Raw genomic sequence first — 24007 nt, forward strand, 5'->3', positions numbered from 1 at the left:
CGCGTCAGTCCTCGCTGTGGATCTCCCGCTGCCGGGCGCTAAGCAGTTCGATTTCAGGGCGCCCGGCAACGAAGCGGTCGACGGCGTCGAGCACCTCAACGAGGTGCGCCCGGTCCGCGGCCACAAGGCCAACGCCAACCTTTGAGCGCCGGTACTGGTCATGGTCGCCCACTTCTGCCACCGAGACATCGAAGCGGCGCTTGAGTTCGGCGAGCAGGGGCCTGACGACGGACCGTTTCCCCTTCAGGCTGTGGACGTCGCCCAGGAGGATGTCGAATTCGATCCAGCCGATCCACACAGGTCCGGGCCTTCCTACTCGATGGTGAGCTCACCCATCCGGTCCCAGCCGTCGCCGTCGAGCTGGCGGCTGATGATCCTGGGGGTTTCGGCGAGCGCCTGCGGCATGTCAGCCATGGCCTGCTTGAAATGGACGCTGTTGACGTGGTCACCCGCGGCATCGTCCTTGAAGGCTTCCACCAGGACGAACTCGTTTGGATCGTCCACGCTGCGGGACCAGTCGAACCAGAGGTTTCCGGGTTCCTCCCTGGTGGCATTCGTGAAGCCTTTCACCAGGCCCAGCCAGCGCTCCGACCATTCGGGCTTCACTTTGAACTTGACGACGATAAAGATCACTGGGAAGTTCCTTCCGCGGCGAGTGTTCGTGCCCCTTCAATGTACCGGGAAGTCACATAGCGCTGCGCGGCCCTGGTCACCAGTCCGCCCGCGGCGTAGAACCAGTTGCCGGGCTTGCTGAAGGCCCGGATCCGAAGGAACACCTCACCGGCCCTGTTGATTTCCACCTCGAAGGACTCCTCGCCGCGGGCAGGGTGCCCCGGCAGGGTCCCGTAGCCGAAACCGGCCGACTGCGGCATGCCGTCCGGGGAAGGCTCATGGACCCAGACCACCTCGCATGGTGCGTTGAGGCGAAATGGCCCCGCACCGAACCCGCTCACCACCCGGGCCCCGGGCAGCACTGCGGGTGAGTCGGCCCGGACCCGCAGCCCCGCCCGCCTGTGCAGCTCCCAGGCCAGGATGCCTTGCGCGACGCGCCGGTAGACATCCATGCCGGCGCCCAGGCGGGCTTCTTCCAGGACGCCCGTGAATCCTGCTGGAGCTGTACCACGTTCAGTGCTCCCCACACCGGGGTAGTTCAGGGCGCCCTTCACCAAGGGCTTCCCGGTCACTGCTTTGCCCCGTCGGCACCGGACAGGCGCGCCCACCCCAGCTGTTCCTGCTGCTTCCGGTTGAGGCCCGCCACCACCAGGTCGTAGGAGTCTTCCACCATGTCACGGACCATGTCATCCGGCAGTGCCCCGTCCAGGCGTACGCCGTTCCAGTGGGTCTTGTTCATATGCCAGGCACCCGTGATCTCCGGGTGGGCAGCACGCAGTTGGACGGCCAGTGACGGCTCGCATTTGAGGTTCACGTAGAAGTCCCGGAGGTCCATCGAGGACAAGGCGAAGAGCTTGCCCCCGGAGGCAGTTCCGCCGCCGCTGCGGGCAATGACCTTAAATACTGCTGTTTCCGGCCCGAACGGGTAATCCTCGTAGGCGCCCGGGAAGGACAGGCAGATTATCCGTAGCGCGTCGGGGTCCATGAAGCCAGCCTATAAAGCAGGCCGCAGCGGTGCTAGTCTGCGAGGATGTCAGACGATCAGGGCAGCATTCCTGTTCTGGACCTAAGCACCGCACGGCAGCCCTACGGGTCTTTCAGTCCGGAATTCATCGAGCAGCTGCGGCACGCCACCCACAACGTCGGTTTCTTCCAGGTCACGGGGTACGGCGGGGCGCCCGGGCAGGCGGACCACCTCCTGGACGTCATCAGGCGCTTCTTTAATCTTCCCCTTGAGGAACGACTGAAGCTGGACAACCGGCTGTCGCCCCATTTCCGCGGGTACACGCGCATGGGCACTGAGGTGACCCAGGGAAAGGCGGACGCGCGCGAGCAGATCGACTACTCCCCCGAGCGCGAGCCGGTCAGCGACTATCCGCCGGACGAGCCATATTGGCTGCTCCAGGGCCCCAACCTGTGGCCGGACGAGTCCTTTCCGGAGCTCAAGCCGGCTGCGATGGCATGGGCCGAGCTGATGTCCTCGGTAGGCATGGAGCTCCTGCGTGCCATTGCTGTCTCACTCCAGTTGCCCGAGGACTACTTTGACGAGCCGTTCCGTGATTCCCCGGCCTGGATGGGCAAGCTGGTCCACTACGTTGGCGGCGTTGTGGAGGAGGCCGGCGACCAGGGGGTAGGTTCGCACGCAGACTACGGCTTCGTCACCCTCTTGCTGCAGGACGAGGTGGGTGGGCTGGAAGTACAGCCGCCCGGCACCACGGGATGGATACCGGTGAAACCCATCCCCGGCGCGCTGGTGGTCAATTTGGGCGAAATGCTGGAAGTGGCCACGGAGGGGTACCTTGCTGCCACCATCCACCGGGTCCAGGCGCCTCCGCCCGGGGTGGACCGCTACTCGGTGCCGTTCTTCTGGTCGCCCCGGCTCGACGCCGTCATCGGCCCAGTCCCACTGCCGCCGGAGCTCAGGGCGGCTGCGCGCGGCATCACCGATGATCCGGCGAACCCCCTGCTGTCATCCTTCGGGATGAATATGCTCAAGGGCCGGATGCGCGCCCACCCGGATGTCACCGAACGGCACTATCCGGAGCTGATGAAGCGCTAGGCTGCACTTCAACCGCCGGCAGGGGTCAAAGGTTGAACTGCCAGGCCACCTGCGCGGGACAGACGTCCATCACCACATCCAGGCCCGCTGCCTTGGCCCGCGCCGCCGCGTCCTCGTCGATCACGCCAAGCTGAAGCCAAACTGCCTTCGCCCCCACGGCAATCGCCTCGTCTACCACCGCCCCCACCCGCTGGGAGTTCACAAAGCAGTCCACGACGTCGATGGGGTGCTTTTCAGGGGGAATGTCCCTGAGCCTGCGGTACCCCTCTTCGCCGTGCACCGGGTCGCCGGGCAGGTTGACCGGGATAATGTCCATCCCCAGCCGGTCGCGGATGAACAGTGATGTGTCGTAGGCGGCGCGCCATTCGTTGGTGGTGAGGCCCACGATGGCCCAACGGCCCTTCGTCCGCATCAGCCGTTCGATGACAGCTGGATCGTTAGTTTGGCCCATGGGCTTAGCCTACCTGCGTGTCCATTGGTCGCCGGGGCTGCCGGTCAGTATTCCCGTGACTGTCACCGATTGAATTTCTGCCGCCAGTTGTCGCCAGGTGCTTGCTTGCCTGCGGTTGCAGGGGTGCGGTTCACGGGCTCTGCTGCTTCCGCCCGCGGCTTCACCGCATCCCCGGCGAGGCTGCCTTCCCCTGCCAGCTTTTTCTCACCGGGGAAGCTGTCTCCGCGGGACTGTCCGGCGCCGGGGAGGTCGGTGGCCGGGCTTCCTGAGGGGCCACGGTCCTGGTCTGGCGCCTGCGGGTTGTCCTGCCGGCCGCCGTTGGAAACGTCGCCCTTTGCCTGCGGCGCTTGCTGCTCCGGGCCGGGTGTCCCCGGTACCTGGCGGGGAGCAGGTCGCTGCCCGGCAGGCTGCCCGCCTGAAACAGTGGCAGGGACAGCGGGTCCGTCAGTCCCGGGGTCAACTGCCGCCGAGGCGGAATCCACACCTGGGGTGTCCGGCTGCGGGAATCCGGAGGCAGCCTGGACCGCAATGCTCCAGGACGGCCGCCAATCGTCGAGCAGCTCCTGCACCGAGGAGCTGCCGGCATGCATAGCCACCGGGGAACTGGCAGCGACTCCGCCTATCCCTGTTGCCATGCCCGCTGCGAGGGCAAGCCCCAGCACGGTGGGCCGTTGGATGCGACGGCGACGGCGGCGGGCGAGTTCATCGTCCGGCGCACCGGAGGTGATGTCGCCGGCCAAAAGCTTGGCAAGTTCCCCCGACGGCGCGGGCGCAGGAAGGGATGCCAGGGTTCCCAGGGTGAGAAGGGCGGCGCGGAGTTCCGCATCTTCGGCATGTCCGGCCTCGACGAGCATGTCATCGACCAGCGCGGGCAGGCCGGAAACGTGGGGGGTCATGGCTTGAGGTACTCCTTCACTGCCGAGAGGTCCCGCAATTTGAGGAGCGCCCGCCGCTGCAGCTGCTTGACGGCGCCGGCGCTCTTGTCCATTGCTTCCGCTGCCTGCTCCACCGTGAGCCCGGCAACAAGGCGCAGCGAGAGGGCCTCCCGCTGGTCATCGGGGAGGCCATCAAGCAGCCGGAGGACTTCCTGCGGCGAAATGCGTTCCAGTGCTTCGGATTCGGCCGACGCATGCTCCCGGTGGTCGAGGTCCGGCTCAAACGTAAGGTGCGCAGGAGTGCGGCTCTGGCGGCGGTGATCGTCCACCATTCGGGCGTGGGCCACCGAGAAGATGAAAGTGCGAAGCCCTGCCGCACCGCCATGCACGGAGCCCACCCGGGGCAGGACGGAGAGGAACACTTCCTGCATTGCCGCCTCCGGATCTTCGACTCCACGGGCCGTAAGGTAGCCCAGGACCTGTGACGCGTATGTCCGGTACACGAGGCTGTAAACGGCGGGCTGCCGGGACTGGTCCCGGAGCGCCTCGTCTGTCAGTGCATCAGTCACGGACGTAGTGCTTTCAGTCAAAGAGGGGGACGCTGGTTAGAGTACAGACCAAGCAAGACGGAATGCCCTGTCCCCGGCCAACTTTACCCCTCAGTAACCGCTTCACCGGGACCGCCACGGCGGCACCGGTTCCGGTAGTAGCAGCTGCCCCTGCCGCCGGATGAAAAGGGAAGAGCCGGCCTGGAACGTGATGGGGGACAAGTTCCAGGCCGGCGCTACATAAAGGTAATCGCCGGGGCGGGCGGGAGGGTTACGCGGATCCAGAAAAACCTTAAAAAACTTTTGGAAGTGTTTTATGGTGTCAGGGCGCGGGTCCAATGCGGGGCCGCCGACAGCCGGCGCGGACCCTTGGCAAGGCTGGAAATGTGCACTCTCGCGGCGGCACGTGGCCCGCAGTCGCTTTGCGAAGCAGCCGGCGCAGCCTCGTGGACAGGACGAGGCGCCGGTGGGGAAACTGTCCCGGCCGGGCAAAGATCGGTCACCAATCCGGTGCCGGCACATTCACGGACGGCATCGATACCTGCCTTGACGGCGTGCTTGTCCTTAAACGCCTGGGAGACGGCCATTACCGTTCCGTCGGGCCCCAGTAGCCGGAACCTGTACAGCGAGTCCGCGTCGACAAACACTTCGAAGTTCCCGGCCATAGCGACATCCTTCCAGAGGGGAATCATGCTGGCGATGCCCTCGTGCCGGCCGGCACGCACGCATCGCTGCGATCTTCCCGCGGATTATGTGGAACTGCAGGTGATCGGTACACCAAGTATTAGAAAAGTTTGCGGCCCGCGCCCGCTGCCCTACAAGACCGGGACGGTTAACCCTGTGTAAATTGCCTGCCACCTCAAATGCGGCTTAAATGCCGCGGCGGCGGACCCAGGAATGGTGGTCCGCCGCCGCCTCAGGACTGGCTGTGCTGGGGGATCAGTCGTTGATGAGGTCGTTCACCACGATGGTCTGGTCCCGGTCAGGTCCCACGCCGATGGCGGAGAAACGCGTGCCGGAAAGCTTCTCCAGGGCGAGGACGTAGTTGCGCGCGTTGTCCGGCAGGTCAGCCATGGTGCGGGCACCGGTGATGTCCTCGGTCCAACCGTCGAAGTACTCGAAGATCGGCTTGGCGTGGTGGAACTCGGTCTGCGTCATCGGCATCTCGTCATGGCGCACGCCGTCGACGTCGTAGGCCACGCACACGGGGATCTGCTCGATGCCGGTGAGGACGTCCAGCTTGGTGACGAAGTAGTCCGTGAAACCGTTGACCCGGGAGGCATGGCGGGCCAGGACGGCGTCGTACCAGCCGCAGCGGCGGGGGCGGCCGGTGTTGACGCCGAACTCACCGCCGGTCTTCTGCAGGTACAGGCCCATGTCGTCGAAGAGCTCCGTGGGGAACGGGCCGGCGCCGACGCGCGTGGTGTAGGCCTTGATAATGCCGATGGACCGGGAGATGCGGGTGGGGCCGATGCCCGAGCCCACCGAGGCGCCGCCTGCGGTCGGGTTGGAGGAAGTGACGAAGGGGTAGGTGCCGTGGTCGACGTCCAGGAACGTGGCCTGGCCGCCTTCCATCAGGACCACCTTTCCTTCGTCAAGGGCGGTGTTCAGGACCAGGGTGCTGTCGATGACCAACGGGCGCAGCCGCTCGGCGAAGGACAGGAAGTACTCCACGATCTCGTCCACCACCACGCCGCGGCGGTTGTAGACCTTGACCAGGAGTTCGTTCTTCTGCCGCAGTGAGCCTTCCACTTTCTGGCGGAGGATGGATTCGTCGAAGACGTCCTGCACGCGGATGCCCAGGCGGGCCACCTTGTCCATGTAGGCGGGGCCGATGCCGCGGCCGGTGGTGCCGATGGCGCGCTTGCCGAGGAAACGTTCGGTCACCTTGTCCAGGACCTGGTGGTACGGGGCGACGAGGTGGGCGTTGGCGGAGACGCGGAGCTTGGAGGTATCGGCGCCGCGCGCCTGCAGGCCGTCAATTTCCTGGAACAGTGCTTCGAGGTTCACTACGCAGCCGTTGCCGATGATGGGAACCGCGTTGGGGCTGAGAATGCCTGCCGGGAGCAGCTTGAGTTCGTACTTTTCACCGCCTACGACGACGGTGTGCCCGGCGTTGTTGCCGCCGTTCGGCTTGACGACGTAATCGACGCGGCCGCCCAGCAGGTCGGTGGCTTTGCCTTTACCTTCGTCGCCCCACTGGGCTCCTACGATCACAATTGCTGGCATGGGATCCTCCCCCATTCGTTCGGGCTCTCCAGTAGCCCGCCACATCGTGGCAGTCCTGGGGCAGCGCCGTTCATGAGAATGCCCCGAGTGGACCGGCGTGCATTGTCCCGCGGACGGAACTGCGGCGCGATGGCCCCGGGGCCCTTACCACCCAAGTTTAGCGGATGGCACTCCTTGTCCCCTCGTTTGGCCACCGCCCTCCTTTACGGAAGGTAAAGGAGGGCAATGGCGGGCGGGCTTATGCCTTACTCGTCGTCGGCTTCCCCGCCCGGCCGAGAGGTCTGCTCGGCGAGGCTGTCCCAGAAGGAGGTGTCGGCGTCGGCGATTGAACCGTCCGCGATGGCCGCCGCGGTGGATGTCAGGGTGGTGACCGTCTGCTTGATCAGGTAGCCGTTGCTGCGAAGGCCCAGCGCAACGCCGTCCGCGTAGTGGTCGGACATGCCGCGCATCTCGAACAGCAGGGTGGCAATCCCGTACTCCACGGCGATGCCGTTGCGGCTGATGATTTCGGCGCTGCCGCCCTGGTACTTGCCCAGGTGGCCCCAGCCCGTGGAGTCAACGTTGTCGAACACCACGGCACCCAGTTGCTTGGACCTTTCGACGACGGCGGGGTCCGCGTGGGGGGTGGTGGGGTACAGGATGGAGCCGGAAACCAGTTCGCCGTCACGCTCGCTCCGGGTGCCCTGGTGGTGCAGGTCGATCATGTAATCGATGTCGTACTTGCGCATTACATTGTTGTGCAGCGCCTGCGTTTCGGGCTGGACCTTGGCCACATGGTCGCGGTTCAGGTCCACGCCCTCGGCGTTGTAGCGGGTCAGGTTGCGGTCACCCTTGGCAACATAGTCGTCAAGCGGGAAGTTCACGTCCCCCATGGCTCCGTCGGCGTTCAGCATGGGAACGATCAGGATGTTGACGCCGGCCAGGAGGTCCCCTGACTTGCCCGTCCCCAGGTGCTTGACGAATTCCAGCGCGCCCTCGGTGGTGAGCTGTTCGTTGCCGTGCTGCTGCGTGAGGTAGAGGATGGTGGGCTTGGCCGGGTCCGAGATGTACTTGACCAGGTGGATGTCCCGCCCCTTGACGGTCTGCCCGATGACTTCCAGCTCCATCGCCTGCTGCTTGGCGTCCTGGTCCTTCAGGAAGGAAACCATCTGGTCATAGGTGGCCAGCTTGGAGGTGGTGATCTGTCCGTTGCCGTCATAGTTGGGGCCTTCGCCCACGGCCTGAGCCAGCGGGGCCGGTCCCGCGACGACGGCGAGTGCCAGCGCTCCGGACACAGCAAGGACCCTCAAGGATTTTTTCACAGCGCGTTACCTCTTTCGAGTGCATTAGGTGCGTCCAGCCGCCATGCCCCCCATTGCGACTGTGACAACAGCCAACCAAGGTAAACGGTTTCTGTCAATCAATTCGACAAACCTCGACAGCTGCTTGTCGAGGTTTGTCGGGATTGCTTCCTTTTGCCGCAAAGCGGGACCACCGGCGTTTCGCTTCGCGGGGCTTGGTAGACTGGACAAGGCCGGCCAGGAACCGGCCCACCCCCAATTACCGCCGCTGATGCGCCGCGCCTCCTCGCGCCCGACTCCGCCGGCGGACGCACCGCCAATCCCCGCAGGAGACCCAGCAGTACATGACAGCACTGGCCCCCGAATCATTCCATGACCAACTCCTGAGCCGCCGCTACGAGCCCAACGTCGCCGCCGTCAACGAACTGTGCGATTCCCTGCAGGAGACCAGGCCCGGCACCACGGTTCCCTACGTCGATCCCATGCACGACGTCGAAGAATGCCGCATCATCAGCCTGTTCTCGAACATCGGTGAAGCAGATCCGTCAGGTTTCATCACCGCCGGCGACCAGGACGCCGCCACCCGCATGCTCGGGATCCAGTGGAAGCTGGGCCTCCGCCCGGAGTTCGTGATGCCGTGGAACGTCCACCCGTGGCACGTCCCCGGCGAGGCCAACGGGAAGTTCACTCCGGACCAGATCCAGTCCGGCCTCAAGCCGCTGCTCAAATTCCTGGCGCTGGTCCCCCGCGCATCCGTGATCGTGGCCCATGGCACCGAGGCCAACCGCCTGGCAAACCTGCTGCTGAAGACCGAGGTGCCCCTCCTGTGGCGCCGGGGGCTCAAGACCTACAAGGTGCGCTCCCTCAGCGGCCGCGCGTTTGCCGGTTCCCCGGCCCGCCAGGCGGAATACCTGGAGGACATGCGCGTCGCCTACGCCGACGCCATGGCCCGGACGGGTCTGCAAAAATCCAGCTAACCCCACCCGGGACATACGACGGCGGGCGGTCACCTTTCACCAAGGTGGCCGCCCGCCGTCGTCCCCACCCGCCCCCTAACCTCGCAAGGCCACACGGGCTCCCTGCCCTCGCAAGCTCGGGCCGGGACCCTCACCCGGGCGGCTCCACGGGCCAGGGAACCCTGCGGGTGTGGGCCCAGTAATCAGGCGCCTTCGATGGCTGCCTTGGCCGCGGGATCGGAGTCCTTGAGGAACTTCTCGATGCGCTCCGGCTCCTCCGGCTCGCCGATGGCTGCCGAGGCCCGCCCCAGCGAGTACAGGGCGCGCAGGAACCCGCGGTTGGGCTCATGCTCCCAGGGGATGGGGCCGGCGCCGCGCCAGCCGTTGCGGCGCAGCGCGTCGAGCCCGCGGTGGTAGCCCACCCGGGCGTAGGCGTAGGAGTCGATGGTGCGCCCCTCTGCCCACGCCTCTTCGGCCAGGATGGCCCACAGGAGCGAGGACGTGGGGTTCTTCGCCACCAGGTCCACGGCTTCCTGGCCCAGGGCGAGATGCTGGTACACCTCTGTCTCGGCGGGCAGGAGCGTGGGCTCCGGACCCATGAGGTTCCTGCGGAACTCGTCCGACATTTAGAAGGTCTTTCCGGCCGAGCCGAGCTGCTTTGTGGCTTCCACGACGCGGGCTGCGAGCCCGGCTTCGGCGGAGGCGCCCCAGACGCGGGGGTCGTAGGTCTTCTTGTTGCCCACTTCGCCGTCCACCTTCAGGACACCGTCGTAGTTCTTGAACATGTGGTCGGCCACCGGACGGGTGTACGCGTACTGGGTGTCGGTGTCGATGTTCATCTTGATGGTGCCGTAGGAGACCGCGTCCGCGATTTCCTGGTCCGAGGAGCCGGAGCCGCCGTGGAACACCAGGTCGAACGGGTTTTCCTTGCCGATCTTCGCGCCCACCTGGGCCTGGATGTCCTTGAGGATCTCCGGGCGGAGCTTGACGCCGCCGGGCTTGTAGACGCCGTGGACGTTGCCGAAGGTCAGCGCGGTGATGTAGCGGCCGTGCTCGCCTGCACCCAGCGCCTCAACGGTGGCCAGGGCGTCCTCTACCGTGGTGTAGAGCTTTTCGTTGATCTCGTTCTCAACGCCGTCCTCTTCGCCGCCCACTGTGCCGATTTCAACCTCGAGGATCATCTTGGCGGCGGCGGTGCGCTCCAGCAGTTCGCGGGCGATGCGGAGGTTTTCCTGCAGGGTCTCGGCGGAGCCGTCCCACATGTGGGAGTTGAACAGCGGGTTGCGGCCGGCCTTGACCTCAGCCTCGGAGGCGGCCAGCAGCGGCAGGACGAAGCCGTCCAGCTTGTCCTTGGGGCAGTGGTCGGTGTGCAGCGCGATGTTCACGCCGTAGTTCTTGGCCACCTCGCGGGCGAAGGCTGCAAAGCCCAGGGAACCGGCCACCATGTCCTTGGTGGAGGCGCCGGACCAGTAGGCGGCACCGCCGGTGGAAACCTGGACGATGCCGTCGGACTCAGCCTCGGCGAAACCGCGCAGTGCGGCGTTCAGGGTCTGCGAGGAGGTCACGTTCACGGCCGGGTAAGCGAAGCCGCCTGCCTTCGCGCGGTCGATCATTTCGGAGTAGATCTCTGGGGTTGCAATGGGCATGCTGACTCCTATGCTGAGTTTCGTCTGAGGGCTGGTAACCCGTAGACCGCTTTACGGCTAGCACCATCCTAGCGATATCCGCCACAGCCCAGGCGATTCGGGTCAGCCCTCGGTAACACTCCAGCGAGTTGGGATTACGTGCCCCGCTGCCCGCTACACATGCTGGTTGAAGACGTGCCGGCGGACCCAGGCGTGCATGGCGATGGCTGCTGCGGAGGCGGCGTTGATGGACCTGGTGGAGCCGAACTGTTCAATGGACAACGTGGCCTCGGCCGCAGCGTGGACCTCGGGCGTGAGGCCCGGACCTTCCTGGCCGAAAACCAGCACGCAGTCCCTGGGCAGTTCGTAGGTTTCCAGGGGGACGGAGTCGGGAAAGATGTCGATTCCGATGATCGCCAGGCCCTCGCCCTGCGCCCACGCCACGAAGTCCTCCACGGTGGGATGGTGGCGGACGTGCTGGTAGCGGTCGGTGACCATGGCGCCGCGCCGGTTCCACCGCCGTCGTCCAATGATGTGGACCTCCTTGGCGAGGAACGCGTTGGCGGTCCGCACCACCGTGCCGATGTTGAGGTCGTGCTGCCAGTTCTCGATGGCCACATGGAAGTTGTGCCGGCGGGAATCCAGTTCCGCCACGATCGCCTCGTGCTTCCAGTAGCGGTACTTGTCCAGAACGTTGCGGCGGTCGCCGTCGGCCAGCAGGTCCGGGTCCCAGTGGTCGCCTTCCGGCAAGTCGCCTTCCCAGGGTCCGACGCCGACTTCCGCCTTGGGTGCCCCGACCTCCTCGGGCTGCGGGTTGGCGGGGTCAGGCGTGCCGGGCGTTTGGTTCACCCTTCAACACTAGACTGGACCACTGGACCGAACATCAACCGGCGGAGGCAAGCGTGGCAGAAGCAGACCAGGTAGTAGGCAACCCGGCGGTTTACCGCAGCGGCCAGGACATTGAGTGCTGGCTGACGGACATGGACGGCGTCCTGGTCCACGAGAACCAGCCAATCCCGGGTGCAGCTGAACTGATCCAGCGGTGGGTGGACACATCCAAGCGCTTCCTGGTGCTGACCAACAACTCCATTTTCACCCCGCGCGACCTTGCCGCCCGGCTGCGTTCCTCCGGCCTGGAGGTCCCCGAGGAGAACATTTGGACCTCGGCCCTGGCCACCGCGCAGTTCCTCAAGGACCAGGTGCGTTCGGAAGCCGGCAACAGGGCCTACACAATCGGCGAGGCAGGGCTTACGACGGCGCTCCACGAGGCAGGCTTCATCCTCACCGACCAGAACCCGGACTTCGTGGTGCTTGGCGAGACGCGCACCTATTCCTTCGAGGCCATTACCACCGCCATCCGGCTGATCCTCGCCGGTGCCCGCTTTATCGCAACCAACCCGGATGCCACCGGCCCGTCCAAGGACGGCCCCATGCCCGCAACAGGGGCAATCGCAGCTTTGATCACCAAGGCCACCGGCAGGGAACCGTACATCGTCGGCAAACCAAACCCCATGATGTTCCGTTCCGCCATGAACCAGATCGATGCGCACTCCGAGACCACCGCCATGATCGGGGACCGGATGGACACGGACATCATCGCGGGCATGGAGGCGGGCCTGCATACCGTCCTGGTCCTCACGGGGATCACGGGACGGGATGACATCGGTGCCTACCCGTTCCGGCCCAACCAGGTCCTGAACTCGGTGGCGGACCTGAAAAACCAGCTCTAGAACACACTCACCCTGGACCCGCCCCGGGGCAGCGGGAAGAAGCCGTTCATCAGTTCCTCCAGGATGGGGTTGTACACGTTGGGGTTCCAGCCGGGGCTGGCGTGGGCGGGGGCTGCATCTGTGGTCTGCAGGTCGGTGGAGACCATGTTGTCCTTGAACGCCACGGCCCAGGCCTCGGCTGCGGTCTGGTAACGCACGGTGCGGTCTCTCGGGTTCCCGATGTAGGCCATCTTGGCGTTGCCGATCCGGCCTGCGAACCGGGACCCGTCAAAGTAGTAGATGTAGGCGGATTCCGTCTGGACCAGCACGCTGGACGGGGCGATCGGTGACAGCTGTTCCACCGTCTGGTCCAGGATCTGCCGCCAGCTGCGCTCGTCCTTGTGGATCACGCGTTCGCCCAGTTCGTAGCCGCCACGGAGGGCGGACGGGAACCGGAAGCCGCGCTCGTAGAGGAACACCACGCCATCGAACCAGCTCTGGTCAAGGACGTCATGCTTGCTGTACGGGCTGGAGTCCAGCACGATGAACTGCACCTCCACGCCGTGGAGCTCCAGGAGCCGTGCGGCCACCTGGGTTGCCACCATGCCGCCGAAACTGTGCCCGTAGAAGAAGAGCTTGGTGAGCTTTTGGGCGCGGACGTACTCGATCACTGCGATCACCACCCGATCAATATCCAGCCCCTGGTTGGAGTATCCGACGGCGGCCAGCCGGGCCCGCTTGTTCAGGGACCCGCGCAGGGAGTTCAGTATCCACTGCGCTTCTTCCCAGCTGGTTTTGTAGCCGGGGAAGAGGAACCAGCTGGCGTCCGGATAGTACGCATCTGCGAAGTTGTCCGTTACGGGCAGGATCTTATTGGTCCGGCGCTGCGACTGGACCTCCCGGGTGAGGAGCATGTCCGCCGCCAGCAATCCTGAGGCGCCGGCAACAGTGAGGAACGTGCGCCGGGAAAAGCGTTTCAGGGCAGCCGCTTCCGCCAGCAGGCGGGCCGCGGAAGACCCGCGCCGGTCCTGCGGATTTACCTCCCCCTCATACGGCACGCCTCTACCGTAGGCACAACCGAAGACACCGCCGCAAGCAGCGGGGTGTAACCATTCAGTGACGCCGGGTCAGATGGCTGTCCGGCCCTCTGCCGCGGTTGACGGCGCTTCCGGATGCTGCCGGCGCCGGAGGATCTCCCGGCCAATGTCGTTGTAGCGGCCCAGGAGGTCCGAGCCTGCGAGTGCCCTGGGGTTGTCCAGCAGGGCGAACAGGGTGTCGCTGGCCGCAAGGAGCTCTTCACCCGAGTATTCCTGCAGCGGCCGGCAGAACAGCTCCTCCAGCCGGGCAGCCGGGACGCCCAGGAAGTCCCGGTTGACCTCAGGAAGGAGGGAGTCGTCGACGGGAACAGGAAAAGTCCGGCCCGCCGGACCGGCAGGAGTTGCCCAACTGCCAGTGGGTGTGGAGACCTGGAGGGATACCCCGGCACCGTCAATTCCTGCCAGCGCGGTGATGTCCATGGCGTTGAGGTCGCTCCGCAGCCCCGCCAGTGCCGCCGACTCCACCAGCGCAGCCCGGGAAAGGTCAACCCGGATGTGCGAGCGGATGCCCATGCGCCTGACGCGGCGGATGATGTGCACAAGGTCGGGGCGTGACTCGTTGTTCAGGCTCCCCCGGACATCAATCCGCACGGTATCGGCGGGGACGTCGAGATTAACGAGGGCGTTCAGTGCGCGGTCCATAGGTACTCCAAAAAAGGGTGTCTATGGCCGACGGCTCAACCTCGGTAAGCGTAACCCCGAGTCCGAGCCGGGCACAACCCGCCGGTAACATCGCCGGGCCTCAGGCAGACTGGTCGGACTGCCTCTGGCTTGGCTCCTGGTAATGCGTCCGGGTGCCGCTGCCACCCACTGAATCAACCAGGGACCGCGCAATATCCCGCAGTTTCGTGTTGCTGTTGCTTGAAGCCTCGGTGAGGATCTGCACTGCCGCCTGCTGGCTGCACCGGTTCTGGGCCATCACGATTCCCACGGCGATATCGATGATAGTGCGGGACTCCAGCGTGGCACGGAGGTTGGCCGCACTGTCCGTATGCAGCGAGAACCGCACCGCCAGCCGCAGGGCCTGGGAGATCTCCCGGGTGTAGCCGCGGGCTTTCGCGGCAGCATTTTCATCGAACTTGCGCGGAACGTCGGAGTACAGGTTGAGCGCCGCTTTGGCTTCACCCTGCAGGTTGAAGGGCAGGGACAGCACGGACCGGAGGCCATGCGAGGCCACCGCATTCGCATAGTCGGGACCCCAGCGGTTCTCCTGAAGGAGGTCCGGCACGTGGACCTCACGCTCCTCCTCGGCCGCAGTCAGGCAGGGGCCCTGTGCCAGGGAATACTGGATCTCGTCCACTTCCCGCGCGGAGTCGCTGCTCCAGCCGATGGTGGCCGCCTTGCGGTCACGCAGAAGGGTAATACCACAGAGGGCGTCTTCTCCATCGCCTGCCACCTGGTGCGCGGAGAATCGCGCCAGCTCGTTGAGGAAGTCCTCGAAATCGGCACTGTCCAGGATGAGGTTCTGGATCTGCTCGTTGGTGTTCAAGGGCTGTTCAGAGGGGAGCATGGGGCAAGTTCTCCGTACGGGGAGTTAAGGGGTTATGGCAAATGATAGGCCAGCCTCAGCCGGTCATCCAACAAAGGGTGCAGCCCCAGTCCCCGGAACGCTGCTACAGCTGACCCCCGCCGCCCTCTCGGCGTGCGGGGTCGACGGCTGCTGCTAGGAAAGTCCCAGCTCGTCCTTGCTGAACGCAAACAGGTAGGGAACACCGGTTTCGGCTTCAATCTTTTCTTTGGCTCCGGTATCGCGGTCCACGATCACTGCCACCGCAACAACATTGCCGCCGGCGTTGCGGACGCCCTCGACGGCCGTCAGGGCGGAGCCGCCGGTGGTGGAGGTGTCTTCCAGGACCAGGACTTTGCGGCCTTCCACGGACGGGCCTTCCACCTGGCGGCCCATGCCGTAGGACTTCTGCGCCTTGCGGACCACGAAGGCGTCAACGGCGCGGCCGGCGTCGGCGGCTGCATGCATCACGGCCGTCCCCACCGGGTCAGCCCCCATGGTAAGGCCACCGGCGCATTCGAAGTCGATCCCGGCGTCGTCGGCAAGCGCAAGCATTACCTGGCCCACCAGCTTGGATGCCTCATGGTGCAGTGTGATCCGGCGGAGGTCGATGTAGTAGTCAGCCTCCGCTCCGCTGGAGAGGATCACCTTGCCGCGGACCACGGCAAGTTCCTTGATCAGTTCGAGCAGGCGGGCACGGGCAGCTGCAGCATCCACTGCAGTCTCACTGGGGGAAGTCATGGGTTCCAGTTTAGTCGGGACAGGCCGGTGGACATGCTTGAGCACTGTCAACGCCGCTGGCTAGGCTGGAGCACATGCGCGAACTCCAGGCCACCATTATCAAGGAAATGGGCGTACAGCCCCGGATCGATCCCGCCGGGGAGGTGCGCAAGCGTGTCACGTTCCTTAAGGACTACCTCAAGGCAACACAGACCAGGGGATTTGTCCTGGGCATTTCCGGCGGCCTGGATTCGTCCCTGGCCGGAAAGCTCGCCCAGCTGGCTGTTGACGAGCTGGAGGCCGAGGGCGTGGAGGCCAATTTCGTGGCGGTCCGCCTTCCCTACGGTGTCCAGCACGATGAGGAGGACGCCCAGGCCGCCCTTGATTTCATCCGGCCCAAGACGGAATGGACCTTCAACATTTCCGCGGCCGTTGACGGTTTCGAGGACGAGTTCGAAAAGACCGTGGGCAGCGAAATTTCCGACTTCCACAAGGGAAACACCAAGGCCCGGACCCGCATGATCGCCCAGTACGCGCTGGCAGGCGAGCACAACTACCTGGTGGTCGGCACCGACCACGGCGCGGAGTCCGTCACCGGATTTTTCACCAAATATGGCGACGGCGGCGCGGACATCCTTCCGTTGTTCGGTTTGAACAAGCGGCAAAACCGCGCCCTGCTGGCAGAGCTTGGCGCCCCTGCACGGATCTGGGAAAAGGTACCCACCGCAGACCTCCTGGACGACCAGCCGGGCCGCACGGATGAAGACGAGCTGGGCCTGACCTACGACCAGATCGACGACTACCTGGAGGGCCGGGACGTTCCCGGGGACGTCGCGGAACGCATCGAGCAGAAGTACCTGCGCACCCGGCACAAGCGCACTGTGCCCGTCAGTATCTTTGACACCTGGTGGAAGGGCGAGGGCCCCGAAGAGGCACGCACCGGGCTCTGACATACAGAGCCCGGCCTCCACTGGGCTTCCTTACCTTTCGGGAAGCGCGAAGCGGCGCGCCGCACTTTCAGGAGTGGCGCGCCGTCGCGCATTTTGGTTAACGGTTGTTCGCGTTGAGCGACGTCAGCTGGAGGACCGGGCTTCGGCGAGGTCCTTGAGCTTACCGAGGGCCACAGGTTCATCGTCAGGGCCAAGGAACCGAATCTCACTGCCCCGGTTCCAGTCACCCTCATAGTAGGAACCTGACTCGTTGAACGCACTCGTCCATTCCCGGTATGTGGCATCATCGAGCATCGTGGCCCAGACGGTTTCCGCGGGAGCGCTAATTTCTACCTCGAATTTCAGCTTTTCCATGCCTGATGGTACGTCCGCATCAGAACCCGGAAACAGAACCAGATCCTGGCAGGCCAAGGGTTTCAGTAGGGCACCCCTCCGCCCTCGGTGCCAGCCAGCTGCTGGGTAATCCGGTGGGCCTCCGCCATCAGCAGCGCGCCCAGCTCTTCCTGGCGGTCCGGCCGGAACCGGGGCTCGATCCCCGTCAGGGACAGGGCCCAGGCGGGCCGGCCTGACCGGTCGAACACGGCCGCGCCCATCCCCCAGCTGCCTTCAAGCACCAGGCCGGGGTTCACTGAGTAGCCCTGCAACCGGGTACGGGCCAGGTTCTCGCGGACAAGCTGCTTCGTGTGGTTTGCAGCGAAGGTGCCCGCATGCTTTGTCCAGTCCGCCAGCAACTCCTCCTGCTCGGCCTCAGGCAGGAACGCCATGATGGCCGTGCCGGCGGAGGCCACACCCAGGGGGAACCGGACGCCCTCATGGAGGACGAAAGACCGGACCGGAAAGCTGCCCTCCTCCCGCAGCAGGCAGACGGTCTCCGTGCCGCGGCGGACGGAAAAGAAGGCACTCTCCCCGGTGGCCTCAGCGAGCCGGCGCAGGCTGGGGCGCGCAATGTCCTCCAGCGGGAACCGGGCAGAGGCGACCGACCCCATCAAAAGGACTTCCGGCCCCAGCACCCAGTTGCCGGATGCTGGATCCTGGTCCAGCAGTCCCTCGCCCGCAAGGGAGGTCAGCAGCCGATGGACCGTGGGCCGGGTCAGCCCGGATTCGCGGACCAGGCCGGCCAGCGGCATGCCCTCCGCACTGCGCGACACCAGGCGTAACAATCCGGCGATCCTGCTGACCACCTGCGCTCCCTGCACCTGAACTGCACCCATTCCTGCTCCTTTCGTCCATAATATGGACATGCAGAAGCCTACCGTCCACAGTGTAGATGCGCACGTTTTTGCTCACATTCCGCCTCTTGACACCCCCAATCAGCCTCTTTAGCCTCGAAGGCACAACCATTGGTCCATAAAGTGGACACGCTGACGCTCAACGAGGAGAAACCATGAGCAAACTTCACCCCACGGCCGCTGCGGCCCTGCAGGGGACGCTTGAGGACGGGATGACCCTGGCCGTGGGCGGGTTCGGCCTGAGCGGTATTCCCTCCGACCTGATTGAGGCCGTGCGGGATTCCGGGGTAAAGGACCTGACGGTGGTCTCGAACAACATGGGTGTGGACGGCAAGGGCCTGGGCATCCTGATTGAAGCGGGCCAGGTCCGCAAAGTCATCGCGTCCTATGTGGGCGAGAACAAGCTGTTCGCGGAGCAGTACCTCGCCGGAAAGCTCGAGGTGGAGTTCACCCCGCAGGGCACCCTGGCCGAGCGGCTGCGCGCCGGCGGTGCCGGTATCCCCGCCTTCTACACGAGGACGGGCGTCGGCACCCTGGTTGCCGAGGGCAAGCCGCACGAGGTGTTCGGCGGCGAAACGTACGTCCAGGAGCGCGGCATCGTGGCCGACGTCGCGCTGGTCCACGCCCACACCGCCGACACCGACGGCAACCTCATCTACCGCTACACCGCACGCAACTTCAACCCCGTGGTGGCCACCGCCGGGAAGCAAACCATCGCCGAGGCCGAGGTCATCCTCCCGCCCGGCGCCCTGGACCCGAACCACATCGTCACCCCCGGCGTGTTCGTCCAGCGCCTGGTGCAGGCCACCGCACGGGCCAAGGACATCGAACAGCGCACCGTTTGGCCCCGCACCGAGCCCGCCGCTGAAGCGCTGGCCGTCTGAACACCCACCACTTTTTCAAAGGAGAAACCCCATGGCCTGGACCAGGGATGAAATGGCCGCCATCGCGGCCGAGGAACTGAACGACGGCGACTACGTGAACCTGGGCATCGGCATCCCCACGCTGGTGGCCAACAACCTGCCCGACGGCATCCGCGTAGTCCTGCAGAGCGAAAACGGCCTGCTGGGCATGGGCCCGTTCCCCTACGAGGGCGAAGAGGACGCTGACCTGATCAACGCAGGCAAGCAGACCGTCACCGTCCTGCCCGGCGGCAGCATCTTCGACTCCGCAACCTCGTTCGGCATGATCCGCGGGGGGCACGTCAAGGTCGCCATCCTCGGCGCCATGCAGGTCTCCGGCACCGGTGACCTGGCCAACTGGACCATCCCCGGCAAGATGGTCAAGGGCATGGGCGGTGCCATGGACCTGGTGGCCGGCACACCCCGGGTCGTGGTCCTCACAGAACACAACGCCAAAGACGGCACCCCAAAGATCGTCCGCGAATGCACGCTGCCACTTACCGGGCTGGACTGCGTGGACCGCATCATCACAGACCTTGCCGTCTTCGACCTGGTGAAGAAGGACGACGGCGGGCGGCGGCTCACGCTCACCCGCCTCGCTCCGGACGTGACGCTCAGCGTGATCCACGACAAGACCGGCGCGGAATTCGACATCGCCCTCGAGCGCGAAGGAGCCATCGCATGAGCCTCAAGGAACAGTTCGGCAAGGACATCCTCATCACCGGATGGGGGCACAGCAAGTTCGGCAAGCTCACCGACGACACCCTGGAGTCCCTGATCGTGCAGGTGGCCACCGACGCCATTAACACCGCGGGGATCGATCCCGGACAGGTGGACGAGGTCTACGTGGGCCAGTTCAACTCCGGGATGATGCCCCTGGCCTTCCCGTCGTCGCTGGCACTGCAGGTCTCCCCCGGCCTCGCCAACGTTCCCGCCACTCGGGTGGAGAACGCCTGCGCCTCCGGCTCCGCCGCGTTCCAGCAGGGCACCAAGTCCCTGCTCGCCGGGACCGCCAGGACCGTCCTGGTGATCGGTGCGGAGAAGATGACCCACGCCGGGGCCGACGTTGTGGGCGCCGGGCTGCTGGGCGCCGACTACGACATGGCGGGCAAGTCCTCCACCACAGGCTTCACCGGGCTGTTCGCTGACGTGGCCAAGCACTACGCCAAACGCTACGACCCCCACGGCAAGCTCGGCGACGTGCTGGGCACCATCGCGGCCAAGAACCACCGCAATGGCGTGGACAACCCCTACGCCCAGCTCCGCAAGGACCTCGGTGAGGAGTTCTGCCGCACCCTCTCGGACAAGAATCCCATGGTGGCTGATCCCCTGCGCCGCACGGACTGCTCCCCCGTATCCGACGGCGCCGCCGCCGTCGTCCTGTCCACATCACCTACGGGCGGTGCGGCTTCGCCCGTGCGGTTGGCCGGGTTCGGCCAGGCAAACGACTTCTTCCCAGCCTCCCGCCGTGACCCCGTGGCCTTCGAAGCCACCCGCGTATCCTGGCAGCGCGCCCTGGCGATGGCCGGCGTCGGAATCGCAGACCTTGACTTCGCGGAGGTCCACGACTGCTTCACCATCGCCGAGTTGCTCATGTACGAGGCCATGGGCCTCACCGACCCCGGCCAGGGCGCCCGCGCCCTTGAAGAGGGCTGGGTGTTCAAGGACGGGAAGCTGCCCGTCAACGTCTCCGGCGGCCTCAAATCCAAGGGCCACCCGGTGGGCGCCACCGGCGTCTCGCAGCACGTCCTCGCCGCCATGCAGCTCACCGGCACCGCCGGCGACATGCAACTGAATGGCCCCCGCCGCGCCGCGGTCCAGAACATGGGCGGCGTGGGCATCGCCAACTACGTCAGCATCCTCGAAGCCCTCTAACCCTTCGAGTTTTTGTCCAGATATGGCGCCTTACGCGGCCCGGAACCCGCCGTATCTGGACAAAAACTCTAGCTGCGGGAGCGGATCAGGGCCGCGATTTCCGCGAACCCCCGCCGCTCCGCGTTCTGGAGGGCAGTACGGCCCTCCGGATCGCTGATGTCCGGGTCCGCACCGGCGTCCAGGAGCAGGCGCACCACTTCCAGCTGGCGCGGGCCACCGTTGTTGAGCAGGATGGCTTCCTGCATGGCCGTCCAGCCCAGGTTGTTGACGTGGTTTACCGGCACCCCGGCCGCGATCAGGATCTGCACCGTCTCCACGTGCCCGTGCTCGCTCGCGGGAATCAGTGCCGTCCCGCCGTAGCGGTTGGTGCTGGCAACATCCGCACCCGCCGCCAGCGTCAGCCGGAGGACCTCGTTGAAGCCTTCGGCTCCGGCATAGAGGAACGCGGAATCCTGGATGGCGTCCTTGGCGTTGACGTTCCCGCCCCGCCCGATCAGCGAGGCCACCAGCGGGGCGTTGTTGGCCTTGGCGGCTGCGATCAGTTCCTGGTCCAGCTGCGCCTGTTCCCCGGCGGACAGGGCCGGTGGGGGCGGCGGGGAGGGCGCCGCCGTCGGGGGCTGTCCGGGAGCGGGCAGGGGGCTGGAGGGGGCGGGGGCGGACGCAGAGTCAACCGCCTGCGGCTCCGGCGGACCGGCCTGGCAGGCGCTGAGCAACAGCCCGCCGGCGGCAAGCATCACGGCAATCCGGAATCGCCTCATACGCGGAGCCTACTTGGCAGTGCCGGCAATGGCATCAGCCCCTGCCGAGGCGCAGGCTTCATCCAGCGCACCGTCCGGAGCACCGCCGACGCCGATGCCCGCCACCGAGACGCCGTTGACCTTCAGCGGGACGCCGCCGGCCAGGAACAGGGTACCCGGGAGGTCGGCGATGGAAGGGCCGGTGCCGTTGATGCGCTTGGCCAGTTCACTGGTGGGGGCACCGAAGGCGGCAGCGGTATACGCCTTCTGCTTGGCCGCTTCGATGGTGTGTTCGGCGGCGTTGTCACCGCGGAGCAGCGCCTGGACGGTGCCGAACCGGTCCACCAGCGCGACGGTGACGAAGGGCAGCCTGTCCGCCTGACATTTGGCCAGGGCTGCGCTGACGGCTGTGGCCGATGCCCCCACGCTGATGCGGTTCTGCTGCACCACCGTTTCGGGCACGGGCTGGACGTCGACGGCGGGGACCGCTGCCGGTGCGGGGCTGGTTCCGGCGTTGGCTGCCGCCGTAGCTCCGGCGGTCAGGACGAGGGCGCCGGCAGCGGCGGCGGCGAAGGCTTTGTGCGACTTCTTCACGGTGTCTCCTAGGACGGTCATGGTGGGTACGCACCAATCCTTCCGGGGGCGGCGGCGACGGGCATCGGGCCTTCGTCTGCTGAAGCCTCCACCCAAAAGCCAGCCGTATCAGCCAAATGGCTGAGAGACCAGCATCGGCGGGGGCAATAGCATGGAAGGTAGCGTTTCCCACCAGCCAGAACGGGACATCCCATGCCTACCCGAGCCGCCGGCACTGCCCCGGCCACCGCTGCCGCCCCGGGAACCCCGCCCCGGCGGGATACACCCCGCACCGGCCTGGGCAGCATCGGCACCGCAGTGCACCTGGGATTCGCGGTGCTCCTGGTGGCCTCGCTGGTGCGCTACGTCATGCGGCACAGCCCCGCCGACAACCTGCTGATCCTGGGCCTGGCTGCCGCGGCGAGCCTGCTCTATGCCGCCGTGGCCGTTCTCGCGGCGCGGGGCAGGCCGGGCATGCCGTGGATGTTCACCCTGGTGGCTGTCTGGGCGGTGCTGGTGGTCGCGGCCCCGAGCTTTGCCTGGTGCTCGTTCGCGCTCTTCTTCCTCTGCCGCAGCGCTTTGGCCGGAACCGCCGCCTACCTGGCGGCAGGCACCACGGCGGCAGCCACGGCAGCGGGGCTGTTCCGGATGAGCGACGGCACGGACCTCGCCATGCTCCTGGGCCCGCTGGCAGTGGGACTGATGCTGACACTGATCTACGACCGCATCCAGCACGACGCCGAGGAACAGCGCCGCCTGCACGCTGAAGTCTCGCGGGCGCAGGGCGAGTTGGCCGCCAGTGAGCGCCGCGCGGGCACCATTGCCGAACGCGAACGCGTGTCACGGGAAATCCACGACACCGTCACCCAGGGACTGGCCAGCAGCCTGCTCCTGCTCGAGGCCGCCGGACGGGCCTGGCCACGCCCTGCCGCCCGGGACGAACTCCGGCAGGCAGCCGGGCTCCTGCGCACCAACCTGTCCGAAACCCGCAGCCTCGTCCACGAACTGGCCTCCCCCGGGTTGGACGGGTCCCCCCTGCCCGAAGCCCTGCTCGTCGCCGCGAGGCAGTACGTGCCCCAGACCCGGCTCCTGGTGACCGGCGAACCGCGGCACGTGTCCGGGGAGGTCCGCCATGCCCTGCTCCGCGTCGTGCAAAGCTCCGCCTCCAACATCAAGCTGCATGCGTCAGCCACTGCCGCCACCGTGACCCTGGGATTCCTTCCGGAGGCCGTCACCCTGGACATTTACGACGACGGCGCCGGGTTTGATCCGGCGGCGGCAGCACCGCCGTCGGACGCCGGAGGGTACGGTCTGAGGGCCATGCGCCAGCGGGTGGAACAGCTTGGCGGTACCTTCTCCGTGGAAAGCTCACCCGGTCAAGGGACCATCGTGGCCGCCCAGCTGCCCGCGGCTCCAGCCGTGGGCGAAGGCGCGGGGGGTAAAGCATGAGCGCCATCACCGTCCTGCTGGTGGACGACCATTTGGTGGTCCGCAGCGGGCTCCGCGCCCTGCTCGGCACCCAGCCGGACATCGCGGTGGTGGGAGAGGCCGCCTCCGGCGAGGAAGCCCTGGTCCAGGTGCGCGAGCACTCCCCCGCTGTGGTGGTGATGGACCTGGCCATGGGTGCGGGCATGGACGGCATCGAGGCCATCCGCAGGATCCGCGGGCTCAACAAGCGGCAGGCCATCCTGGTGTTCACCACCTACGACTCCGATGCGGACATTGTGCGCGCCGTGGACGCCGGCGCCATGGGCTATCTCCTGAAGGATGCCGCGCCGGAGGAAATCTTCGTTGCCATCCGCGGAGCCGTGCAGGGCAAAAGCGTCATGAGCCCGCCCGTGGCGTCCCGGTTATTCCAGCAGCTGCGCAACCCGGACGAGATCCTCACCCCGCGGGAGGCCGAGTTGCTCAGCCTCCTCACTGAGGGGCTCAGCAACAGGGAACTGGGCCAGCGCCTTTACATCTCCGAAGCCACCGTCAAGACCCACCTCGCCCACATCTATGCCAAGCTCGGAGTGGAGACCAGGGCGGCTGCGATAGCCACCGCGATCCGCCGTGAAGGCATGCGTTGAG

At 66.1% G+C, this 24007-nt stretch carries 30 protein-coding genes; 9 read left to right on the forward strand and 21 right to left on the reverse strand.

Annotated features, from left to right (window positions below; translation table 11 throughout):
* Positions 1-4: 4 nt before the first annotated feature.
* From AC5RU7_RS10190 to AC5RU7_RS10205, 4 genes are read right to left on the reverse strand one after another with little or no spacing between them, the layout of a single operon-like run.
* Positions 5-298: a DUF503 domain-containing protein gene (locus AC5RU7_RS10190; protein ID WP_494010865.1), complete on the reverse strand. Its 294-nt coding sequence runs from the start codon at positions 296-298 to the stop codon at positions 5-7.
* Positions 299-312: 14 nt separating this feature from the next.
* Complete coding sequence (locus AC5RU7_RS10195; RefSeq protein ID WP_494052113.1) at positions 313-633, reverse strand: putative quinol monooxygenase; 321 nt, start codon at positions 631-633, stop codon at positions 313-315.
* On the reverse strand, positions 630-1184 hold the full coding sequence (locus tag AC5RU7_RS10200) for a DUF1990 domain-containing protein (protein WP_494052114.1): 555 nt from the start codon (positions 1182-1184) through the stop codon (positions 630-632). The genes AC5RU7_RS10195 and AC5RU7_RS10200 overlap by 4 nt, the downstream gene beginning before the upstream one ends.
* Complete coding sequence (locus AC5RU7_RS10205) at positions 1181-1597, reverse strand: MmcQ/YjbR family DNA-binding protein (RefSeq protein WP_494052115.1); 417 nt, start codon at positions 1595-1597, stop codon at positions 1181-1183. The genes AC5RU7_RS10200 and AC5RU7_RS10205 overlap by 4 nt, the downstream gene beginning before the upstream one ends.
* Positions 1598-1642: 45 nt before the next feature.
* Here AC5RU7_RS10205 and AC5RU7_RS10210 point away from each other — a divergent pair, with 45 nt between their 5' ends.
* A complete protein-coding gene (locus AC5RU7_RS10210) occupies positions 1643-2671 on the forward strand; it encodes an isopenicillin N synthase family dioxygenase (protein WP_494052116.1) in 1029 nt (342 codons plus the stop codon).
* Between the two features lie 25 nt (positions 2672-2696).
* Here the strand turns inward: AC5RU7_RS10210 and AC5RU7_RS10215 are convergent, their stop codons facing one another.
* From AC5RU7_RS10215 to AC5RU7_RS10240, 6 genes are all read right to left on the reverse strand, one after another.
* Positions 2697-3122, reverse strand: coding sequence for a CoA-binding protein (locus AC5RU7_RS10215; protein WP_494052117.1), 426 nt, complete (start codon positions 3120-3122; stop codon positions 2697-2699).
* A gap of 62 nt (positions 3123-3184) precedes the next feature.
* Positions 3185-4018 carry a hypothetical protein gene (locus AC5RU7_RS10220; protein WP_494052118.1) on the reverse strand — a complete coding sequence of 278 codons (834 nt, stop codon included), beginning with the start codon at positions 4016-4018 and terminating at the stop codon, positions 3185-3187.
* Entirely contained in the window at positions 4015-4566 is a 552-nt protein-coding gene (locus AC5RU7_RS10225; RefSeq protein ID WP_494052119.1) for an RNA polymerase sigma factor, read from the reverse strand. The genes AC5RU7_RS10220 and AC5RU7_RS10225 overlap by 4 nt, the downstream gene beginning before the upstream one ends.
* Before the next feature lie 293 nt (positions 4567-4859).
* On the reverse strand, positions 4860-5237 hold the full coding sequence (locus AC5RU7_RS10230; RefSeq protein ID WP_494052120.1) for a YegP family protein: 378 nt from the start codon (positions 5235-5237) through the stop codon (positions 4860-4862).
* Between the two features lie 247 nt (positions 5238-5484).
* Positions 5485-6774: an adenylosuccinate synthase gene (locus AC5RU7_RS10235; protein ID WP_494052121.1), complete on the reverse strand. Its 1290-nt coding sequence runs from the start codon at positions 6772-6774 to the stop codon at positions 5485-5487.
* A 245-nt stretch (positions 6775-7019) separates the two neighbouring features.
* Positions 7020-8075 carry a M14 family zinc carboxypeptidase gene (locus tag AC5RU7_RS10240; protein ID WP_494052122.1) on the reverse strand — a complete coding sequence of 352 codons (1056 nt, stop codon included), beginning with the start codon at positions 8073-8075 and terminating at the stop codon, positions 7020-7022.
* Positions 8076-8398: 323 nt separating this feature from the next.
* Between AC5RU7_RS10240 and AC5RU7_RS10245 the strand changes: the two genes are divergently transcribed.
* Entirely contained in the window at positions 8399-9031 is a 633-nt protein-coding gene (locus tag AC5RU7_RS10245; RefSeq protein ID WP_494010876.1) for a uracil-DNA glycosylase family protein, read from the forward strand.
* Between the two features lie 182 nt (positions 9032-9213).
* Here AC5RU7_RS10245 and AC5RU7_RS10250 read toward each other — a convergent pair whose 3' ends face one another.
* From AC5RU7_RS10250 to AC5RU7_RS10260, 3 genes are all read right to left on the reverse strand, one after another.
* Positions 9214-9636, reverse strand: coding sequence for a DUF3151 domain-containing protein (locus AC5RU7_RS10250; RefSeq protein ID WP_494052123.1), 423 nt, complete (start codon positions 9634-9636; stop codon positions 9214-9216).
* The gene (fbaA, locus tag AC5RU7_RS10255) at positions 9637-10656 is read right to left on the reverse strand and encodes a class II fructose-bisphosphate aldolase (protein ID WP_009357195.1); all 1020 of its coding nucleotides are present in this window, start codon (positions 10654-10656) and stop codon (positions 9637-9639) included.
* A gap of 153 nt (positions 10657-10809) precedes the next feature.
* A complete protein-coding gene (locus AC5RU7_RS10260; protein WP_494052124.1) occupies positions 10810-11484 on the reverse strand; it encodes a TrmH family RNA methyltransferase in 675 nt (224 codons plus the stop codon).
* 53 nt (positions 11485-11537) lie between these two features.
* Between AC5RU7_RS10260 and AC5RU7_RS10265 the strand changes: the two genes are divergently transcribed.
* Entirely contained in the window at positions 11538-12365 is an 828-nt protein-coding gene (locus tag AC5RU7_RS10265) for an HAD-IIA family hydrolase (protein WP_494010880.1), read from the forward strand.
* Here the strand turns inward: AC5RU7_RS10265 and AC5RU7_RS10270 are convergent.
* The 4 genes from AC5RU7_RS10270 to pyrE form a co-directional block, all read right to left on the reverse strand.
* A complete protein-coding gene (locus AC5RU7_RS10270; RefSeq protein WP_494052125.1) occupies positions 12362-13402 on the reverse strand; it encodes an alpha/beta fold hydrolase in 1041 nt (346 codons plus the stop codon). The two genes, AC5RU7_RS10265 and AC5RU7_RS10270, sit on opposite strands and share 4 nt — an antisense overlap.
* A 69-nt stretch (positions 13403-13471) precedes the next feature.
* A complete protein-coding gene (locus AC5RU7_RS10275; RefSeq protein ID WP_494052126.1) occupies positions 13472-14083 on the reverse strand; it encodes a hypothetical protein in 612 nt (203 codons plus the stop codon).
* A gap of 100 nt (positions 14084-14183) precedes the next feature.
* Positions 14184-14951 carry a GAF and ANTAR domain-containing protein gene (locus AC5RU7_RS10280; RefSeq protein WP_494052127.1) on the reverse strand — a complete coding sequence of 256 codons (768 nt, stop codon included), beginning with the start codon at positions 14949-14951 and terminating at the stop codon, positions 14184-14186.
* Positions 14952-15104: 153 nt separating this feature from the next.
* Complete coding sequence (gene pyrE / locus AC5RU7_RS10285; protein WP_009357201.1) at positions 15105-15689, reverse strand: orotate phosphoribosyltransferase; 585 nt, start codon at positions 15687-15689, stop codon at positions 15105-15107.
* Between the two features lie 74 nt (positions 15690-15763).
* Between pyrE and nadE the strand changes: the two genes are divergently transcribed.
* Positions 15764-16618, forward strand: a complete 855-nt coding sequence (gene nadE / locus AC5RU7_RS10290) for an NAD(+) synthase (protein WP_494052128.1) — start codon at positions 15764-15766, stop codon at positions 16616-16618.
* Positions 16619-16741: 123 nt separating this feature from the next.
* On the opposite strand, the gene AC5RU7_RS10295 is transcribed toward nadE, so the two are convergent.
* Both AC5RU7_RS10295 and AC5RU7_RS10300 read right to left on the reverse strand, forming a co-directional pair.
* On the reverse strand, positions 16742-16972 hold the full coding sequence (locus tag AC5RU7_RS10295; RefSeq protein WP_494052129.1) for a hypothetical protein: 231 nt from the start codon (positions 16970-16972) through the stop codon (positions 16742-16744).
* A 62-nt stretch (positions 16973-17034) separates the two neighbouring features.
* Positions 17035-17829 (reverse strand): IclR family transcriptional regulator, encoded by a 795-nt coding sequence (locus tag AC5RU7_RS10300; RefSeq protein ID WP_494052130.1) that lies wholly within the window; start codon positions 17827-17829, stop codon positions 17035-17037.
* Between the two features lie 173 nt (positions 17830-18002).
* On the opposite strand from AC5RU7_RS10300, the gene AC5RU7_RS10305 reads away from it, so the two are divergent.
* From AC5RU7_RS10305 to AC5RU7_RS10315, 3 genes are read left to right on the forward strand one after another with little or no spacing between them, the layout of a single operon-like run.
* On the forward strand, positions 18003-18731 hold the full coding sequence (locus AC5RU7_RS10305; RefSeq protein WP_494052131.1) for a CoA transferase subunit A: 729 nt from the start codon (positions 18003-18005) through the stop codon (positions 18729-18731).
* A 31-nt stretch (positions 18732-18762) separates the two neighbouring features.
* A complete protein-coding gene (locus tag AC5RU7_RS10310) occupies positions 18763-19434 on the forward strand; it encodes a 3-oxoacid CoA-transferase subunit B (RefSeq protein ID WP_494052132.1) in 672 nt (223 codons plus the stop codon).
* The gene (locus tag AC5RU7_RS10315) at positions 19431-20624 is read left to right on the forward strand and encodes an acetyl-CoA acetyltransferase (protein WP_494052133.1); all 1194 of its coding nucleotides are present in this window, start codon (positions 19431-19433) and stop codon (positions 20622-20624) included. Before AC5RU7_RS10310 ends, AC5RU7_RS10315 begins: the two co-directional genes overlap by 4 nt.
* Before the next feature lie 68 nt (positions 20625-20692).
* On the opposite strand, the gene AC5RU7_RS10320 is transcribed toward AC5RU7_RS10315, so the two are convergent.
* Both AC5RU7_RS10320 and AC5RU7_RS10325 read right to left on the reverse strand, forming a co-directional pair.
* Positions 20693-21382, reverse strand: coding sequence for an ankyrin repeat domain-containing protein (locus AC5RU7_RS10320; RefSeq protein WP_494052134.1), 690 nt, complete (start codon positions 21380-21382; stop codon positions 20693-20695).
* Between the two features lie 9 nt (positions 21383-21391).
* Positions 21392-21955 (reverse strand): GlcG/HbpS family heme-binding protein, encoded by a 564-nt coding sequence (locus AC5RU7_RS10325; RefSeq protein WP_494052203.1) that lies wholly within the window; start codon positions 21953-21955, stop codon positions 21392-21394.
* A 192-nt stretch (positions 21956-22147) separates the two neighbouring features.
* Between AC5RU7_RS10325 and AC5RU7_RS10330 the strand changes: the two genes are divergently transcribed.
* Complete coding sequence (locus tag AC5RU7_RS10330; RefSeq protein ID WP_494052135.1) at positions 22148-23383, forward strand: sensor histidine kinase; 1236 nt, start codon at positions 22148-22150, stop codon at positions 23381-23383.
* Entirely contained in the window at positions 23380-24006 is a 627-nt protein-coding gene (locus tag AC5RU7_RS10335; RefSeq protein ID WP_494052136.1) for a response regulator, read from the forward strand. Before AC5RU7_RS10330 ends, AC5RU7_RS10335 begins: the two co-directional genes overlap by 4 nt.
* Position 24007: the final 1 nt, after the last annotated feature.

This window comes from Arthrobacter sp. K410C (genome assembly GCF_059090105.1).

Coding starts and splice junctions, on each gene's coding strand:
- AC5RU7_RS10205 (WP_494052115.1), bottom strand. CDS start 1,597: ATGGACCCCGACGCGCTACGGATAATCTGCCTGTCCTTCCCGGGCGCC.
- AC5RU7_RS10210 (WP_494052116.1), top strand. CDS start 1,643: ATGTCAGACGATCAGGGCAGCATTCCTGTTCTGGACCTAAGCACCGCA.
- AC5RU7_RS10215 (WP_494052117.1), bottom strand. CDS start 3,122: ATGGGCCAAACTAACGATCCAGCTGTCATCGAACGGCTGATGCGGACG.
- AC5RU7_RS10220 (WP_494052118.1), bottom strand. CDS start 4,018: ATGACCCCCCACGTTTCCGGCCTGCCCGCGCTGGTCGATGACATGCTC.
- AC5RU7_RS10230 (WP_494052120.1), bottom strand. CDS start 5,237: ATGATTCCCCTCTGGAAGGATGTCGCTATGGCCGGGAACTTCGAAGTG.
- AC5RU7_RS10235 (WP_494052121.1), bottom strand. CDS start 6,774: ATGCCAGCAATTGTGATCGTAGGAGCCCAGTGGGGCGACGAAGGTAAA.
- AC5RU7_RS10245 (WP_494010876.1), top strand. CDS start 8,399: ATGACAGCACTGGCCCCCGAATCATTCCATGACCAACTCCTGAGCCGC.
- AC5RU7_RS10250 (WP_494052123.1), bottom strand. CDS start 9,636: ATGTCGGACGAGTTCCGCAGGAACCTCATGGGTCCGGAGCCCACGCTC.
- fbaA (WP_009357195.1), bottom strand. CDS start 10,656: ATGCCCATTGCAACCCCAGAGATCTACTCCGAAATGATCGACCGCGCG.
- AC5RU7_RS10275 (WP_494052126.1), bottom strand. CDS start 14,083: ATGGACCGCGCACTGAACGCCCTCGTTAATCTCGACGTCCCCGCCGAT.
- AC5RU7_RS10280 (WP_494052127.1), bottom strand. CDS start 14,951: ATGCTCCCCTCTGAACAGCCCTTGAACACCAACGAGCAGATCCAGAAC.
- pyrE (WP_009357201.1), bottom strand. CDS start 15,689: ATGACTTCCCCCAGTGAGACTGCAGTGGATGCTGCAGCTGCCCGTGCC.
- nadE (WP_494052128.1), top strand. CDS start 15,764: ATGCGCGAACTCCAGGCCACCATTATCAAGGAAATGGGCGTACAGCCC.
- AC5RU7_RS10295 (WP_494052129.1), bottom strand. CDS start 16,972: ATGGAAAAGCTGAAATTCGAGGTAGAAATTAGCGCTCCCGCGGAAACC.
- AC5RU7_RS10300 (WP_494052130.1), bottom strand. CDS start 17,829: ATGGGTGCAGTTCAGGTGCAGGGAGCGCAGGTGGTCAGCAGGATCGCC.
- AC5RU7_RS10305 (WP_494052131.1), top strand. CDS start 18,003: ATGAGCAAACTTCACCCCACGGCCGCTGCGGCCCTGCAGGGGACGCTT.
- AC5RU7_RS10310 (WP_494052132.1), top strand. CDS start 18,763: ATGGCCTGGACCAGGGATGAAATGGCCGCCATCGCGGCCGAGGAACTG.
- AC5RU7_RS10315 (WP_494052133.1), top strand. CDS start 19,431: ATGAGCCTCAAGGAACAGTTCGGCAAGGACATCCTCATCACCGGATGG.
- AC5RU7_RS10320 (WP_494052134.1), bottom strand. CDS start 21,382: ATGAGGCGATTCCGGATTGCCGTGATGCTTGCCGCCGGCGGGCTGTTG.
- AC5RU7_RS10330 (WP_494052135.1), top strand. CDS start 22,148: ATGCCTACCCGAGCCGCCGGCACTGCCCCGGCCACCGCTGCCGCCCCG.
- AC5RU7_RS10335 (WP_494052136.1), top strand. CDS start 23,380: ATGAGCGCCATCACCGTCCTGCTGGTGGACGACCATTTGGTGGTCCGC.